The following is a 14,591-nucleotide window of genomic DNA, read 5'->3' as shown; positions in this document are numbered from 1 at the left end:
GACCGCGTACGCCGAGCACCGCCCGGACTACGCGCAGGCCGCGGTGCGCTGGGCGCTGGAGCCCGCGCCCGGCCGACGGGTGCTCGACCTGGGCGCCGGGACCGGCAAGCTCGCCGCCACGGTGTCGCCGGGCTGGCCCGGGTCAGCGGCAGCGCGGCGGTCGGCCCGCGTGACACGCCGGCCAGCTGGCGTGCCGAGACGGCCGGCATGCACCTGCCCAGGACGGGCGGGCCGGCGCGGTTCGGCGCACCGGAGCAGACCGGGTTCCCGCACGGGCAGCGCCGTACCGCCGACTCGCTCGTCGCGACGCTTGGCACCAGGGCGGGGATGCTGGTCATGCCGGAACGGCAGCGGACGGCAACGCTCGACCGGATCCGCACCTTCCTGGCGGCTACGCCGGAGACCGCGGCCGGCGAGTTCACCCTCCCCATGCTGACCTGTGTGCTGCGCGTCCGGCGGCTCTGAACGAGGCCGCACCGGCCGGGAGGCCGGTGAGCTGGGCGTAGCCCACCTGATCGGCGTTCACCCGCGGGCCGATCTCGGGGAAGTTGCCGGCGGGCGGCGGTCTACCGGTCGTCCGGGATCCGGGCGAGGAAGAACTTCCGGACGTCCTCGGCGAGCAGTTCCGGCACCTCCATCGCGGCGAAGTGGCCGCCCCGGTCGAATTCCGACCAGTGCCGGATGTCGAAGAGCCGCTCGGCCAGCGGCCGTACCGGCTGGGTGATGTCGTGGGCGAAGACCGCGACGCCGACCGGTACCGGGCACGGTTGCAGCCGGCGGGGTGTCTCGCGGTGCAGTCGGGCCGAGGAGGCGGCGGTGGCGGTCAGCCAGTAGAGCGAGACGTCGGTGAGCATCCGGTCGTCGCTGACCGGGGTGCGCGGGTCCGTCCACTGCGCGAAACGCTCGGCGATCCAGGCCAGTTGGCCGACCGGCGAGTCGGTGAGCGCGTAGCCGACGGTCTGCGGGGTGCTGGCCTGTAGGGCCTGGTACGGCGGGCGGTTCGCCATCAGCTGCCTGATCTTGTCCAGCCGGGCCTCGTCGGTCTCGGACAGGGCGAGGTCGGCGTCCGGGAGCGGCCGGGTCGGCAGGTAGTTGACGTGTACTCCGACGACCCGCTCGGGTGCCACCGCACCGAGCGCCGTCGAGATGCCCGAGCCGAAGTCGCCACCCTGTGCCCCGTACCGCTGGTAGCCGAGCCGGCGCATCAGCTCGGCCCAGGCCCGCGCGATCCGGCCGATGTCCCAGCCGCGTTCGTGGGTCGGCCCGGAGAATCCGTATCCCGGGATGGACGGGATGACCAGGTGGAAGTCGCGGGACAGCGGCTCGATCACGTCGAGGAACTCCAGGAACGAGCCGGGCCAGCCGTGGGTGAGGACCAGCGCGAGCGCGTCCGGCTTCGGGGACCGGACGTGGACGAAGTGGATGTTCTGGTTGTCGATCTCGGTGGTGAAGTGGGGGAGTGTGTTGAGTTCGGCCTCGTGCTCGCGCCAGTCGTAGCCGGTGCGCCAGTACTCGGCCAGGTCCTTGAGCCGGGCCAGTGGGAAGCCGTAGTCCCATCCGGCGTCGGCCACCTCGTTGGGCCAGCGGGTGCGGGCGAGCCGGTCGGCCAGGTCGTCGAGATCGGTCTGGGGGATGTGGACGCGAAACGGCTTGATCATGGTTGCGCTCCCGGAGGACAGGGCTACCGCCAAAAAACGTTAGGATGACTAACGTTAGACGTCCGAACGATATCATGCTCGTTGGTGCTGCCAACGATCTGTCGGGTTCCTCACCCGGCGGACCTGGTGCCCCGGGCACGGTCGGCCGACGACAGGACGTGCGCGTTGACCGCGGTCACGAGGTGACCCAGTTCGCCGATCTCGACCACGGCCACCCCGGCACCGCGCAGGGTCTCCACGCCGTCGCAGTCGGCGAAGAGCAGCGGCTCCCGCAGGGCCAGTACCACCCGCCCGATGCCGGCGTCGAGCAGCAGCTCGGTGCAGGGATCCGGCCGCGACCTGCGGACGGTGCAGGGCTCCATCGAGGTGTAGATCGTCGCCCGGTTCAGTTCCGGTCCGGTGCGGCCGGACAGCTTCGCCAGGGCGGCCTCCTCCGCGTGGTAGTGCGGGTCGGTCTCGCCGGTGTAACCGGTAGCCAGCGCGGTCCCGTGCCCGTCGACGATGATCGCACCGACGGCGTAGTGGCTGGGCGACGGCGGCGAGAGCCGGGACAGCGCGATGGCCGACCTCAACCATCGCCGGTCCTGTTCGGTGCCGCCGTCCATACCCCCGCCCCATCGCCCCGGTCCGGGCCACTCCGCCTCCGGTCACCTCCGCCCTCCGTACGCTACGGCTCGGCGGATCCGGACAGGCGAAGCGGTACGCCGCCGAGCCGGCGGGCCGCCAACCCATCCGGGTCATCGCGGACCTCCCCGGCTGCCGGGCATTGTCCGCGAGCACGGTCACCCTGGCGTCCGGTCGTACTTCCGGCCGGTGCGTCGGATCCGCGGACCGCCACCAGCCTGCGGTATTACGCCCGTGGACGGATGCCGGCCCGGCCGGCCGATGGCTAGTCTCGCCGCGTGGACGCCACCGCACACCCGCTCCGGCCACCGCTGCGACACCGCCTGCCGAGGGCGGTACGCACGGCGCTGGTCTGCTCCGCCCTCGTCGCGTTCCCGCTCGTCCTGCTACTCACCGTGACGTTCGTCTCAGGCGGTCCCCTAGCCTTCTACAGCGCGCTGGACACCGTTCCCCGGTACGCACTGCCGGCGCTGGCGATGGCACTGCCGGCCGTCCTGCTGCGGCGGGCACCACTTGTCACCCTCGCCCTGATGCTGCTCGGCTCGGTGACGATGACGTTGGCGATCCACTCGCACCCGGACTACCTGAGCGACCTGCGGTACCTGCAACTGCTGGCGGTCGACCTGGTCGTCGGGTTCGTCGCGGCGACCAGGTCGCGCCGGGGATCGGTGACCGTGGCGGTGCTGGCGCTCTGTGCCGAGATCCTGATCGGCTACCTCCGGCCAGTCGACGACAGCCCGGTCTTCCAACCGGAGATCCCGCTGCTGGCGATGCTGGCCAGCTGGATGATCGGGAACTCGGTCCGGGCCCGGCGGCGGTACGCCGAGGCGCTGCGGTCCCAGGCCACCGCCCAGGCGGTCACCGCCGAACGCCTGCGGATCGCCCGCGAACTGCACGACATGGTGGCGCACAGCATCGGCATCATCGCCATCCAGGCCGGGGTGGGCAGCCGGGTGATCCACTCACAGCCCGCCGAGGCCGGTGCCGCGCTCTCGGCGATCGAGACGACCAGCCGGGAAACCCTGGCCGGGCTGCGCCGGGTACTCGGCCGGCTGCGCCAGGCCGACCCGGCCGGGCCGGCGTCCCGGGAACCGGCGCCCGGACTCGCCGACCTCGACCGGCTGGCGACGGGAACGGCGGAGGCGGGGGTGCGGGTCGAGGTGTGCCGGCACGGAGAGCCACGCCCGCTGCCCGCCGAGATCGAGCTGTCGGCGTACCGGATCGTGCAGGAGGCGGTGACGAACGTCGTCCGGCACGCCGGTGTGCCGGACTGCCGGGTCACCCTCGACTACCGGGCCGAGGACCTCGTCGTCGAGGTGCTGGACGAGGGGCGGGGCGGGCCGGTCGCCGCCACCGGCTACGGGATCACCGGCATGCGGGAGCGGGTAGCGCTGCTGCACGGCGACTTCGAGGCCGGCCCGGTCGCCGGTGCTGGTTTCCGGGTGCTGGCCCGGCTGCCGCTGCCGGAGGCCGCGTCGACCCCGGCGGTGCCGGGATGAGCGTCCGGGTGGTGCTCGCCGACGACCAGCCGCTGGTCCGGTCGGGTCTGCGGGTGCTGATGGCGGACACCGGCGACCTGACCGTGGTCGGCGAGGCGGGCACCGGCGCCGAGGCGGTCGAGCTGGCCCGGGACGTCCGGCCGGACGTGGTGCTGATGGACATCCGGATGCCCGGCACGGACGGAATCGAGGCGACCCGGCAGATCGTCGCCGCCGGCGGGCCGACCCGGGTGCTGGTGTTGACCACCTTCGACGAGGACGAGCACGTCTACGGTGCGCTGCGGGCCGGTGCCAGCGGTTTCCTGGTCAAGGACATGGCGGTGGACGACATCCTCGGGGCGATCCGGGTCGTCGCCGCCGGTGACGCGCTGATCGCACCGGCCGTGACCCGCCGGCTGATCGGGGACTTCGTCGGGGCCGGCGCGCGGGCCGCCCGCCCGGTACGTCCGGTCGCCGGCATCACCGAGCGGGAGCGGGAGGTGCTGGTGCTGATCGGGCAGGGCCGGTCGAACAGCGAGATCGCCGACGAGCTGTTCATCACGATGGCGACCACCAAGTCGCACGTGGCCCGGCTGCTGACCAAGCTCGGCGCCCGGGACCGGGTCCAGCTCGTGATCATCGCGTACGAGTCCGGGCTGGTGGCGCCGGCCCGCTGACCGGCGTGTCGCGGCACCCGGGCGTACCATCGGCGGTTATGGCGGACAAGGTCACGCTGAGCCTGGACCCGGACACTCTCGCCCGGGCCCGTGCCGCGGCGGAGCGGGACGGGCTGGCCCTGGCGGCCTGGGTCGACCGTGCGGTCCGCAGGGAGGCGCTGCGCGCCGCCGCCCGGGAGCACGAGGCGTGGCTCGCGGCCCATCCGGAGGTGCGCGACGAGCTCGACGCCTTCGACCGGTACGCCGACCGGGTCGACGCGGGCTGGTCCGACCTGGCCGGCGCCGCGTGAACCGGGGCGAGATCTGGACCGTCGGCGACCGTACCCAGCAGGCGAGGCACCGGGTGGTGGTGCTTTCCGGCGAGGGGCACAACGACCGGCCGTCCGCCGCACCGTACTGCGCTCCTATCGTCCGGCAGCGCGGCAGCAGTGATCTGCCGCCGTTCGCGGTGCCGCTGGCCGAGACGGATCCGGTGGCCGGGGTCGTGGTGGTCAACCGGCTGCGCCGGATTCCGTCCTCGGTCGCGGTGGAGCGGGTCGGGATGGCGACCGGGGCGAGCATGTCCCGGATCAACGAGGCCCTGCGGGACCTGTTCGAACTCTGACGCGACGCGCGACTTGGAACCCTGAGGCGACGCCGTGTGGGCGGGCGGTCGTGGACGTGCCCGGCCCGGTCAGGGCGCCGGCGGTCGCTCGGCGACGAGCATGACCCGGCGCAGCAGGTCGGACAGGGTACGCCGCTCGTCGGCGGTGAGCGCGCCGAGCAGCCTGTACTCCTCGTGGCCGAGGATGTCCATCGCGCCGAGCCAGGCGCCCCGGCCCTGCTCGGTCAGCTCGATGTCGACCCGGCGGCGGTCGGTCTGTGACGGTGTCCGCCGGACGTAGCCGCGGGCGACCAGGGCGTCGATCCGGGCGGTGACCGAGGGCGGCGCCAGGTTGAGGTCGTCGGCGAGTTCGGAGGGGACTGCCCGGCCGTGCCGGCCGGCGAGCGCGTGCAGGGTGTCGAACTCGGAGCGCTGGAGGTCGAAGTCGACCAGCGACTTCTCCCGGACCCGGCGCAGATGGCTGGCCAGCAGCTTGGCTCGGGTGACCGCGCCTTCCACCTCTGGGTCGAGGTCGGGGAGCACGGGCCGCCAGCGGGCGACGTGTCCGTCGGTCCAGTCCTCCTGGTGCGCCACGTCGACGATCCTACGTCGAAGCGGAATTATTCGTTGACGAATAATTCGAGTCCAAAATAACATGCGGTCGTGCCACATCCCCTCCGGCTCCGCGCCTTCCAGTTGCTCTTCGTCGGCCGTACGCTCTCCGCGCTCGGCGACGCCGTCGTGCCGGCGGCGCTCGCCCTCGCCGTACTGCGGGCCACCGGTTCCAGTTCCGCGCTGGCCCTGGTGCTCGGTTGCGCGATGGTGCCGAAGCTGCTGCTGTTGCCGCTCGGCGGAGTGGCCGCCGACCGGTTCGACCCCCGGGTGGTGGCGCTCGGCGCCGACCTGCTCCGCTGCGTCGTGCAGCTCTTCGTCGGGGTCGAACTGCTCGGCGGCGATCCGAGCCTGCTCTCGATCGCCGTCGCATCGGCGATCGGCGGGGTGGCGTCCGCCTTCGGGATGCCGACCACCTCGCCGCTGGTCGCCGGAGTCGTCGAGGCGGCGGGCCGGCAGCGGGCCAACGCCGCGCTGGGCGCCGCCCGCAGCGCCACCGGCCTGGCCGGACCGGCGCTGGCCGGCGTCCTGATCTGGGCCGCCGGGCCCGGCTGGGCGTTCGTGCTCGACGGCGCCAGCTTCGCGGTCAGCGCCGCGCTGCTCGCCGTGCTCCGGGTACGCCGGATCGAGGTGGCCCGCCGCCCGCTCCTGGCCGACCTGCGGGAGGGCTGGTCCGAGGTCCGCTCCCGGGACTGGTACTGGAGCAGCCTGGTGGCGCACGCGGTCTGGAACGGGGTGGCGGCGATGCTGGCCACCCTCGGCCCGGTGGTGGCGGTGGCCCGGCTGGGCGGCGAGGGGGTCTGGGTGCTCGTCCTCCAGGCCGGTGCCGTCGGCCTGCTGGCCGGCTCCCTGCTGGCCGGACGGGCCCGGCCGCGCCGGCCGATCCTGGTGGCCAACCTCGGCCTGGCCACCTACGCGCTGCCCCTGGTGCTGTTCGCGGTGGCCGCTCCGGCCTGGACGGTGGTGCTGGGGTACGGCATCGCGCTGGCCGCCCTCGGCTTCCTCAACCCGGTCTGGGAGACCGTCGTCCAGACGGAGATCCCGCCGCACGTGCTCGCCCGGGTCACCTCCTACGACTGGCTGCTCTCGCTCGCCGCGATGCCCCTCGGGTACGCGCTCGCGCCGCTCGCCGCCGACGCCTGGTCCCCGGCGGTGCCGCTCGCACTCGGCGCCGTCGCGGTCGCGGTGGCCTGCCTCGGCACCGCCGCGTTCCCCGGAGTACGCCGCCTCGGCAGCGACAGCATCGGCGGCAGCAGCGGCAGTGAGGCCGTCGCCGGGTCGGAGGCCGTCCCAGGACCACGGGCCGTGCCGGGACCGGAGGCCATCCCGCCGTCCGGACCGGTCACCGCCGCCCGTTGAGCACGACCCGCCCACGCCAAGCCCGGCAGCCGGCCCGGGCTGCCGGGACGGGAGCCCAACGGCTGCCGAGGACCCCGAGGGCTGCCGAAAACTGGTGGACGTCGCGGCGAGACTGACCGGGTGGAAGAGATGCCGATCCGGGACTGGACGATCCGCCCCGAGCCCGTGCACAGCCCGGTGGCGGGTGCGTTGCTGCGGGACTACTACGCCGAGATCGTCAGCCGCTACCACCGCCGGCCCGTCGACGACACCGAGCTCGACCAGGTGCTGGCCGAGGAGTCGAGTGCCGACCTGGCGCCGCCGACCGGGCTGTTCCTGGTCGGCTGGTACGACGGGGAGCCGGCCGGTTGTGCCGGTGTGCGGCTGGGCGCCCTGCCGTACGCCGAGGTGACCCGGGTCTTCGTCCGGCCGGCCGCGCGACGGCGCGGGGGCGCGGTGCGGCTGCTCGCCGCACTGGAGGAGGTGGCCGCGGCGCACGGGGCGACCACGATGCGGCTGGACACCCGGACCGACCTGGTGGAGGCGCGTGCGCTGTACGCCCGGCAGGGCTACCGGGAGGTGCCGCCGTACACCGAGGACCCGTACGCCGACCACTGGTTCGAGAAGCACCTGCCGGCGGCGACCGGTGTGCGCGTCGACCCGGTCGACGTGCCGATCCCTCGGGGTTGACGACGGAGCCATCCGCGCGGTAATAAAGAAGAGAACTTGAGTCCCCAAGACTCAACTTGAACCTTCGGCGTTGGAGAACCGAGGAGGATTGAGGATGTTGATGCGTACCGACCCGTTCCGTGAGATCGACCGGATCGCCGAGCACTTCTTCGGCACCAGCAGCCGGCCGGCGGTCATGCACCTGGACGCCTACCGCGACGGCGACTACTTCTACGCCGCCTTCGACCTGCCCGGCGTCGACCCGGAGAGCATCGAGTGCACCGTGGAACGCAACGTGCTCACCGTCCGGGCCGAGCGGCGCCGGCCCACCGGCGACAAGGTCGAACTCGTCGCCGCGGAACGTCCGATGGGGGTCTTCACCCGCCAACTCTTCCTCGGCGACACGCTCGACACCGAGAAGCTGGAAGCGGGCTACGAGGCCGGGGTGCTGACCCTGCGCATCCCGGTGGCCGAGCGGGCCAAGCCGCGCCGGGTCGAGGTGACCGTCAGCGGAGCCGGCCCCCGGCAGATCAAGTCCTGACGCACCGATCCGCCACCCGTTCGACGCGCGCCCGGCTGCCCGACCCGGGGCGCGCGTCGAACGGGTGGCGAGACTTATCCCGGTTTTTCCGAGAGTTGGAGATCTCCGGCGCGTCTGTCGGGCCTCCGGCAACCGGTCTGAAAAACTCTCTCATGTGTCCCGATCCACCCTGGTTCGCCGGGCGGCGACCCGGCCGACGCAGCTCTCCGCCCCGGCCGACTTCACCGAGGCCTGGCTGCGCAACCGCCGGTTGTCCGAGCACACCCGGGCCGCCTACCGGCGGGACATCGCCGGCTGGCTCGGCTGGTGCGCCCAGCGCGACCTCGACCCGCTCGGCGCCACCTTCCTGGACGTCAACGGCTACGCCCGGGAGCTGGAGTCCAGCGTCGACCCGCGCAGCGCACGCCCACTCACCGCGGCCACCGTGGCCCGGAAGCTCTCCGCACTGTCCAGCTGGTACACCTTCCTCGGCAAACTCGGCGCGGTACCGGCCAACCCGGTCTCCGGCGCCGACCGCCCCCGGGTCGACCGCGACCACTCCGGCACCGTCGGCCTGACCTCGGACGAGGTCGACGCACTGCTCGCCGCGGCCGAGGCCGACGCCGGTCCCAACGCGCCGCGCAACCGGGTGGTGCTGGCCCTGCTGGCCGACCTCGGACTGCGGGTCGGCGAACTGGTCGCGCTCGACCTGACCGATCTGGGCCAGGAGCGGGGACACCGCAGCGTGCGCTTCGTCGGTAAGGGCGGCCGGGCCCGCCGCCGGGCCCTGACCCCCGGTTCGGCGTACGCGGTGGACGCCTACCTGGCCGCCCGCGCGGCCGGAGCAGGCCGGCCGGTGGAGCAGTTGACCGGAGCGCTGCTGGTCACCGCCACCGGCAACCGGCTCGACCGGCACGCCGTGTTCCGGCTGGTCCGGCGGCTGGCCCGGGTGGCCGGCATCCCGGCCTGGGAACGGCTCTCCCCGCACTCGCTGCGGCACGCCTTCGCCACCACCGCCCGCGCCGAGGGGGTGCCGCTGGAGGACGTGCAGGACGCGATGGGGCACGCCGACCCGCGCACCACCCGCCGGTACGACCGGGACCGGCACAACCTCGACCGCGATCCCGCGTACGCGATCTGGGCGGCCCGGGCCCGCCGCCGGGGCTGAGCCGGGAACACCGTCAGCAGAGCAGGTCCAGCTCGTGGTGCGCGTCCGCCGCGATGTCGGCGCCACGCAGCCAGCGCCGCGCCCAGAGCCGGGCGGCCACCTCCGCCGTCTCGTCGCCACCGGCCGCCTGCTCGACCAGCAGGGCGGTGGCCAGCGCGTACGCCATCCGCAGCGCCAGCCCGCGCGCCCCGGCGAATACCGCGACCGACTCCGGGGTCACCTCGACGAGCGAGGCACGCAGTTGCGTGGTCGTGTCGGCGAGCGCGTCGGCCAGTGCCGGGTGCAGCCGCCGGGCGGTGTCGGTGGCGGCGTCCAGCCGGGCCAGCAGCGGCGTACCGGCGTCGTCGCGCAGGACCGCCCGGAGCACGTCCAGGGCCAGCACGTTCGTGGTGCCCTCCCAGATCGGCAGCACCTGGGCGTCCCGCAGCAGCCGGGGGACACCGGTGTCCTCGACGTAGCCGGCGCCGCCGAAACACTCGACGTACTCGCTGGCCGAGGAGACCGCCAGCCGTCCGGTGGCGAGTTTGGCCAGCGGCGCCACGATGCGCAGCTCGGTCTCGGCCGCCGGATCCGCACCCACCTCGACCCGGCCGAGCAGTGCGAACGCGTGCCCGGCCAGGACGAACGCCCCGGCGGCGTCCACCGCCAGGGTGCCCAGGGTGGCCCGGTGCAGCGGAGTGTCGATCAGCCGACCACCGGCCACCCGACGTGCCTCGGCATACGCCCGGGCGTAGTCGAGTCCCCGGCGCATCCCGCCCGCCGCGGCGGCCGCGTTGTGCAGCCGGGTCACCACCACCAGGGTCATCGCCCGGCTCAACCCCGGCCCGGCCGGGTCACCCAGCGGCCAGGCGTACGCGTCGTGCAGGCCGATCTCGGCGGTCGGCAGCGCCCGGGTGCCGAGCTTCTCCTTCAGCCGGTGCACGGTGACCCCCGGGGCCGGGCGGTCCGGATCGGCGCCCGGCCCGGCCAGCGGCGAGCCGGCGGCGTAGCGGGGGACCAGGAACGGCACCAGCACCCGGCTGCCCCGGCCGGCACCCTCCGGGCGGGCCAGCGCGACCGCCAGCTCGGCGTCGGCGGCCGAGCAGAACCACTTCTCGCCGGTGAGCCGCCACGAACCGTCGGCGGCGGGGCGGCCGACGGTGGTGGACCGGGCCAGGTCGGAGCCGCCCTGCGACTCGGTCATCCACTGCCCGCTGTGCACGACCCGGGCCGGTTCGGTGGCGGTCAGCCGGGGCAGCCAGGCGTCCCGGACCGCCGGGTCGACCTCGGGGCGGGCGAGCAGCGCGGCGGCGCCGTCGCTCATCGCCACCGGGCAGGAGAAGGTGGCCGACTCCGGACCGTACAGGTGCAGCAGGGCGTGCTGGACGACCCGGGCCGCCGCTCCCCAGGTGCTCCGGGACCGCGGCAGGTAGGGGAGCGCCACCACGGCGTGCCGGGCCGCCGCCACGCGCTGCGCCTGCCAGCCGGCGGAGGTCTCGATCCGGTCGATCCGGTCCCCCCACGGGCCGCAGCGGACCAGGGTCGGCGGGTGCGCCTCGGCGTCGGCGTGCGCGGCCCGCAACAGCCCGGTGACGTCGGTGGCGAGCGCGGCCAGCCGGTCGGCGGCGGCGGCGTGCCCGTCCGGGCCGAGCTGGCGGTCCAGCCAGGACCGCAGCAGCCGGTCACCGAAGTACGGGTCGGCGGGGGCCGGAACCACCTGCACGTAACGCGACATCTTCGTCGTCCTCGGGGGCGGGGGGGCCGGCCGGTGGGCCGGCGGGGCTGGCGGATGGGACCGACCGTAGACCACGACGGCCGCTCCCATCGAGCCGATCCTGGCCGACCGGCCGGGGGCACAAGCGATCCTGGTGGCACGTATGACGGCACGGCCGAGCCTGGTGGCACGGCTGGCCGCGCGGCCGGGATTCCCAGGCCGGCCGGGAGCGCGGGCAGGGCCCGGCAGCCGGGTTCGCACCCGCCGGACGCGCCGGCTATCTACCGTCGGTGGCATGGGCTACGAGCTGCCCGGCGGACGCGGGGCTCGGCGACCGCGTCGGCTGCGGGGCGTGCTGTCGGTGGTCGCGGCCGGCCTCTTCGTCTGCTGCGTGGGCGCGGCCGGGCTGGGCGCCTGGAACTACCAGCACGTCCGGCAGTCCTCCGGGGCGGCCCGGGACGCGGCGGAGGCGTTCCTACAGGACGTGACGAGCGGTGACGCGGGTGGCGCCTACGACCGGCTCTGCGGCGACACCCGGGAGCGGTGGAGCCGGGAGGAATTCGAGCGGCGGCTCTCCGTGCCGCCGACGATCAGCCGGTACGCCGTCGACGACGTCCGGATCGCCAGCGACCAGGGCCGGCTCCGGGCGACCGCGACGGCGAAACTGACCCGGCGGTCCGGTGCGGTGGACCGCCGGGAGATGCCGATGGTCAAGGACGGCGACGAGTGGCGGATCTGCGGCGACCCGTTCTGACGCCCCCCGCGGGCACGGGCGCGGACCTCAGCGGTGCAGGCCCAGGTCGCCGGAGCGGAAGTGGCGCCGGCAGAGCACCTGGTAGCGCACCTCGGCCGCCTCGACGGTGTCCCCGATGACCACCTGTTCGCCCTGCCGGACCACCGTGCCGTCGACCACCCGGGCGTTGAGCTGGCCCGGACGGCCACACCAGCAGAGCACCTCGACCTGGATCCGGGTCACCTCGTCGGCGAGTTCGAACAGCCGCTGCGCGGCCGGGAAGAGACAGGACCGGAAGTCGCTGGCCAGACCGAACGCGAAGACGTCGACGTCGTAGCGGTCGACCAGTTCGGCCATCTGCTCCACGTGCCGCACCGTGTAGAAGCACGCCTCGTCGCAGATCAGGTAGTCGAGCCGGTCGCCCTCGGCCCACCTGCCCTTCACCAGGGCACAGAGGTCGAGTTCGTCGGTGACCTCGATCGCCTCGTGCGCCAGCCCGATCCGGGTGGTGATCTGCGGGCCGAGGGACCGGTCGATCCTGGTCAGCACCAGCCCGCGCCGGCCCTGCCGGGCGTGGTTGTAGTTCATCTGCAACGCCATCGTCGACTTGCCACAGTCCATCGGACCCCAGAAGAACTTGAGGGCGGCACCCTGACGCAACCGGCCGTCACCGGCGGCGAAACACGCCTGCGCGAGCGCGGAACCGTCGCCGGTCGAGGGGGTACGGCTGCTGCGGCTGTCGTCGGTCACGGTCGGGGAGCCTAGGCCACCAGGCGTTTCCGGTTCGACCCGCCGTGTCGTTGACCACTGTGTCGCCCCGCCCCGCGGCATCCGTCCGCCCCGCGACACCCATCCCGGCCGCGCCACCGCCCGACGCGTGGCGGCCCGGCCGTGCGGCTCGGTCCGGAGACCTACGTGCTGCTCAGCTCGGTCCGGGCTCGACGGCCGAAGGGCGGGCGGCGGCCCGGGTCCGCTCGTCGGCCGACAGCGCCGGCACGAGATGCCGCTCGACGAGGCTGCGCAGGTCGGCGGCGAGCGCCTGGTCGTGTTGCACCAGGTCGCGCCAGCGCTGCTGCCAGTCGCCGGCCAGGGAGCGCTCCAGGGCCGGGTCGTCGGCCTGACGGGCGGCGAGGACCTCGGCGCGTACCTCGGTCAGCTCGGTGGCCACGTCGTCGGCCTCGGCCGGCCGGATCCGGCGCCAGAACGCCACCACCTCGGCCCGGGCCGCCGGCCAGCCGGCACCGGCCATCGCGCCGACCAGGGCCGTACCGGCCGTCGTCTCGATCGGCTCCATCGGCGTACCTCCCGCGCGCAAGACTGCCCCGGGCCCCACCCTAGGACAGATCGGGCGCCCCGGAGGGTCACCGGCCGGGTACGCGCCGTCGAGGAGTCGGGACCGGACCGCGACGGCGTTCGCCCGGCGGCTTCCGCCCAGTACGAGCGGCCGACGGTCAGAGCCGTTCCGGCGGGGTGTTGCCGGCGGCCACGATCGCCCGGCGGATCGGCACCGACGCCAGCAGGACGAACCCGACCACGAAGAAGGCCAGCAGGGAGATGATCGCCACCCGGTAGCTCTCGGTCATCCCGTACGCCAGCCCGAACAGCAGCGGCCCGAGCCAACTGGTGCCCTTGTCGGAGATCTCGTACAGCCCGAAGTACTCGGCCTCCCTGCCCTTCGGGATCAGCTGGCTGAACAGCGACCGGCTCAGCGCCTGGCTGCCGCCGAGCACGATGCCGATCCCGCCGCCGAGCAGCACGAACGGCAGCGCCTGGTTGGCCGGCAGCCGGAACGCGACCGCCAGCACCACCGTCCAGAGCACCAGGCTGACCAGGATGGTCTTCCAGGCGCCGATCCGCTTCGCCAGCGCACCCATGCCGAGCGCGCCGAAGAAGGCGAGGAACTGCACCATCAGGATGGTCGGCACCAGTACGTCGTCGGAGAGCTTCAGCTCCTCGGTGCCGTAGACCGCCGACAGCGAGATCACCGTCTGGATGCCGTCGTTGTAGACCAGGTAGGCGACCAGGAACAACAACGTCAACGGGTACGCCTTGAGGCTGCGCAGGGTGTGCCAGAGCTGGCGGAACCCGTCGAGGAGCACCGGCCCCTGCGCCGGGCCGGCGACCGGCGGCCGGTTGCGCAGTCGGATCAGCGGGATCGTGGTGAACACCGCCCACCAGACGCCCGCCGAGACCATGCTGTACCGGGCCACCTCGCCGGTGTCCAGCCCGAGCGAGTCCTTGAACAGCACCGCCGCCACGTTTATCGCCAGCAGCAGGCCGCCGCCGATGTAGCCGATCGCCCAGCCGATGCTGGAGACGCTGTCCCGCTCCTCCGGCCCGGCGATCTGCGGCAGGAACGAGTAGTAGACGACGATGCTGGCCCCGTAGAAGATGTTGGCGACCACGAGCAGCGCGGCGCCGAGCAGGTAGCGGTCGCCGGTCAGGAACAGCAGCCCGATGGTGGCCGCCGAGCCGATGTAGGCGAAGAGGGCCAGCATCTCCTTCTTGCGCGACGACCGGTCGGCGACCGCACCGACCAGCGGGAGTACGAAGACGGTCAGGAAGACCGACAGCGACACCATGTACGGGAAGAGCGAGCCGGGTGCGATCTCGATGCCGAGCAGGCTGATCCGCTCGCCCCGGCACGGGTCGTCGGAGGCGCAGCCGGCGGCCGACTTCGCGATCGACGTCAGGTACGGGCCGAGGAAGACGGTGATCACCGTCGTGTAGAACGCCGAGTTCGCCCAGTCGTAGAAGTACCAGCCGACCCGCTCCTGCCGGGTGCTGGGTGGCGCGTCGGGCGCTGTCGCGGGGATCGTCTCGGCCATGTCGGTCCTC

General features: G+C 73.7%; 17 protein-coding genes. 10 read left to right on the top strand and 7 right to left on the bottom strand.

The features are described 5' to 3' along the window. Positions 1–207: 207 nt before the first annotated feature. Positions 208–465, top strand: coding sequence for a hypothetical protein (locus O7626_RS14275; RefSeq protein WP_278061656.1), 258 nt, complete (start codon positions 208–210; stop codon positions 463–465). A 101-nt stretch (positions 466–566) separates the two neighbouring features. Here the strand turns inward: O7626_RS14275 and O7626_RS14270 are convergent, their stop codons facing one another. Further along, complete coding sequence (locus O7626_RS14270; protein ID WP_278061655.1) at positions 567–1,658, bottom strand: epoxide hydrolase family protein; 1,092 nt, start codon at positions 1,656–1,658, stop codon at positions 567–569. A gap of 110 nt (positions 1,659–1,768) precedes the next feature. After that, the gene (locus tag O7626_RS14265; RefSeq protein ID WP_278061654.1) at positions 1,769–2,263 is read right to left on the bottom strand and encodes a deaminase; all 495 of its coding nucleotides are present in this window, start codon (positions 2,261–2,263) and stop codon (positions 1,769–1,771) included. A 297-nt stretch (positions 2,264–2,560) separates the two neighbouring features. Here O7626_RS14265 and O7626_RS14260 point away from each other — a divergent pair, with 297 nt between their 5' ends. From O7626_RS14260 to O7626_RS14245, 4 genes are read left to right on the top strand one after another with little or no spacing between them, the layout of a single operon-like run. Then, on the top strand, positions 2,561–3,781 hold the full coding sequence (locus O7626_RS14260; protein ID WP_278061653.1) for a sensor histidine kinase: 1,221 nt from the start codon (positions 2,561–2,563) through the stop codon (positions 3,779–3,781). Beyond that, on the top strand, positions 3,778–4,437 hold the full coding sequence (locus O7626_RS14255; protein ID WP_278061652.1) for a response regulator transcription factor: 660 nt from the start codon (positions 3,778–3,780) through the stop codon (positions 4,435–4,437). The genes O7626_RS14260 and O7626_RS14255 overlap by 4 nt, the downstream gene beginning before the upstream one ends. A gap of 38 nt (positions 4,438–4,475) precedes the next feature. Further along, positions 4,476–4,727, top strand: coding sequence for a hypothetical protein (locus tag O7626_RS14250; protein WP_278061651.1), 252 nt, complete (start codon positions 4,476–4,478; stop codon positions 4,725–4,727). Next, on the top strand, positions 4,724–5,041 hold the full coding sequence (locus tag O7626_RS14245; RefSeq protein WP_278061650.1) for a type II toxin-antitoxin system PemK/MazF family toxin: 318 nt from the start codon (positions 4,724–4,726) through the stop codon (positions 5,039–5,041). The genes O7626_RS14250 and O7626_RS14245 overlap by 4 nt, the downstream gene beginning before the upstream one ends. 69 nt (positions 5,042–5,110) lie before the next feature. Here the strand turns inward: O7626_RS14245 and O7626_RS14240 are convergent, their stop codons facing one another. Beyond that, entirely contained in the window at positions 5,111–5,614 is a 504-nt protein-coding gene (locus O7626_RS14240) for a MarR family transcriptional regulator (protein ID WP_278061649.1), read from the bottom strand. 69 nt (positions 5,615–5,683) lie between these two features. Here O7626_RS14240 and O7626_RS14235 point away from each other — a divergent pair, with 69 nt between their 5' ends. The 4 genes from O7626_RS14235 (at position 5,684) to O7626_RS14220 (ending at position 9,327) form a co-directional block, all read left to right on the top strand. Beyond that, a complete protein-coding gene (locus O7626_RS14235; RefSeq protein ID WP_278061648.1) occupies positions 5,684–6,991 on the top strand; it encodes an MFS transporter in 1,308 nt (435 codons plus the stop codon). 129 nt (positions 6,992–7,120) lie between these two features. Further along, on the top strand, positions 7,121–7,660 hold the full coding sequence (locus O7626_RS14230; protein WP_278066154.1) for a GNAT family N-acetyltransferase: 540 nt from the start codon (positions 7,121–7,123) through the stop codon (positions 7,658–7,660). 94 nt (positions 7,661–7,754) lie between these two features. Continuing rightward, complete coding sequence (locus O7626_RS14225; RefSeq protein WP_278061647.1) at positions 7,755–8,180, top strand: Hsp20/alpha crystallin family protein; 426 nt, start codon at positions 7,755–7,757, stop codon at positions 8,178–8,180. A gap of 154 nt (positions 8,181–8,334) precedes the next feature. Further along, positions 8,335–9,327: a tyrosine-type recombinase/integrase gene (locus O7626_RS14220; protein WP_278061646.1), complete on the top strand. Its 993-nt coding sequence runs from the start codon at positions 8,335–8,337 to the stop codon at positions 9,325–9,327. Between the two features lie 13 nt (positions 9,328–9,340). Here the strand turns inward: O7626_RS14220 and O7626_RS14215 are convergent, their stop codons facing one another. Further along, entirely contained in the window at positions 9,341–11,041 is a 1,701-nt protein-coding gene (locus O7626_RS14215) for an acyl-CoA dehydrogenase family protein (RefSeq protein ID WP_278061645.1), read from the bottom strand. Positions 11,042–11,315: 274 nt separating this feature from the next. On the opposite strand from O7626_RS14215, the gene O7626_RS14210 reads away from it, so the two are divergent. Beyond that, positions 11,316–11,774 (top strand): DUF4878 domain-containing protein, encoded by a 459-nt coding sequence (locus O7626_RS14210; RefSeq protein WP_278061644.1) that lies wholly within the window; start codon positions 11,316–11,318, stop codon positions 11,772–11,774. 27 nt (positions 11,775–11,801) lie between these two features. Here the strand turns inward: O7626_RS14210 and O7626_RS14205 are convergent, their stop codons facing one another. From O7626_RS14205 to O7626_RS14195, 3 genes are all read right to left on the bottom strand, one after another. Further along, entirely contained in the window at positions 11,802–12,413 is a 612-nt protein-coding gene (locus O7626_RS14205) for a thymidine kinase (RefSeq protein ID WP_278066153.1), read from the bottom strand. Positions 12,414–12,675: 262 nt separating this feature from the next. Then, positions 12,676–13,047, bottom strand: coding sequence for a hypothetical protein (locus O7626_RS14200; protein ID WP_278061643.1), 372 nt, complete (start codon positions 13,045–13,047; stop codon positions 12,676–12,678). A gap of 157 nt (positions 13,048–13,204) precedes the next feature. Continuing rightward, positions 13,205–14,581: an MFS transporter gene (locus O7626_RS14195; RefSeq protein ID WP_278061642.1), complete on the bottom strand. Its 1,377-nt coding sequence runs from the start codon at positions 14,579–14,581 to the stop codon at positions 13,205–13,207. Between the last annotated feature and the right edge of the window lie 10 nt (positions 14,582–14,591).

Source organism: Micromonospora sp. WMMD1102 (assembly GCF_029626265.1).
Lineage (GTDB): Bacteria > Actinomycetota > Actinomycetes > Mycobacteriales > Micromonosporaceae > Plantactinospora.
The sequence above is the reverse complement of the archived record's forward strand: the minus strand, read 5'-3'. Positions and strand labels throughout refer to the sequence as shown.

What these genes read in the sequence shown, in the direction of transcription:
- O7626_RS14265 (WP_278061654.1), bottom strand. Translation starts at nt 2,263, where the DNA reads ATGGACGGCGGCACCGAACAGGACCGGCGATGGTTGAGGTCGGCCATC.
- O7626_RS14195 (WP_278061642.1), bottom strand. Translation starts at nt 14,581, where the DNA reads ATGGCCGAGACGATCCCCGCGACAGCGCCCGACGCGCCACCCAGCACC.
- O7626_RS14210 (WP_278061644.1), top strand. Translation starts at nt 11,316, where the DNA reads ATGGGCTACGAGCTGCCCGGCGGACGCGGGGCTCGGCGACCGCGTCGG.
- O7626_RS14215 (WP_278061645.1), bottom strand. Translation starts at nt 11,041, where the DNA reads ATGTCGCGTTACGTGCAGGTGGTTCCGGCCCCCGCCGACCCGTACTTC.
- O7626_RS14230 (WP_278066154.1), top strand. Translation starts at nt 7,121, where the DNA reads ATGCCGATCCGGGACTGGACGATCCGCCCCGAGCCCGTGCACAGCCCG.
- O7626_RS14200 (WP_278061643.1), bottom strand. Translation starts at nt 13,047, where the DNA reads ATGGAGCCGATCGAGACGACGGCCGGTACGGCCCTGGTCGGCGCGATG.
- O7626_RS14255 (WP_278061652.1), top strand. Translation starts at nt 3,778, where the DNA reads ATGAGCGTCCGGGTGGTGCTCGCCGACGACCAGCCGCTGGTCCGGTCG.
- O7626_RS14270 (WP_278061655.1), bottom strand. Translation starts at nt 1,658, where the DNA reads ATGATCAAGCCGTTTCGCGTCCACATCCCCCAGACCGATCTCGACGAC.
- O7626_RS14225 (WP_278061647.1), top strand. Translation starts at nt 7,755, where the DNA reads ATGTTGATGCGTACCGACCCGTTCCGTGAGATCGACCGGATCGCCGAG.
- O7626_RS14275 (WP_278061656.1), top strand. Translation starts at nt 208, where the DNA reads ATGCACCTGCCCAGGACGGGCGGGCCGGCGCGGTTCGGCGCACCGGAG.
- O7626_RS14250 (WP_278061651.1), top strand. Translation starts at nt 4,476, where the DNA reads ATGGCGGACAAGGTCACGCTGAGCCTGGACCCGGACACTCTCGCCCGG.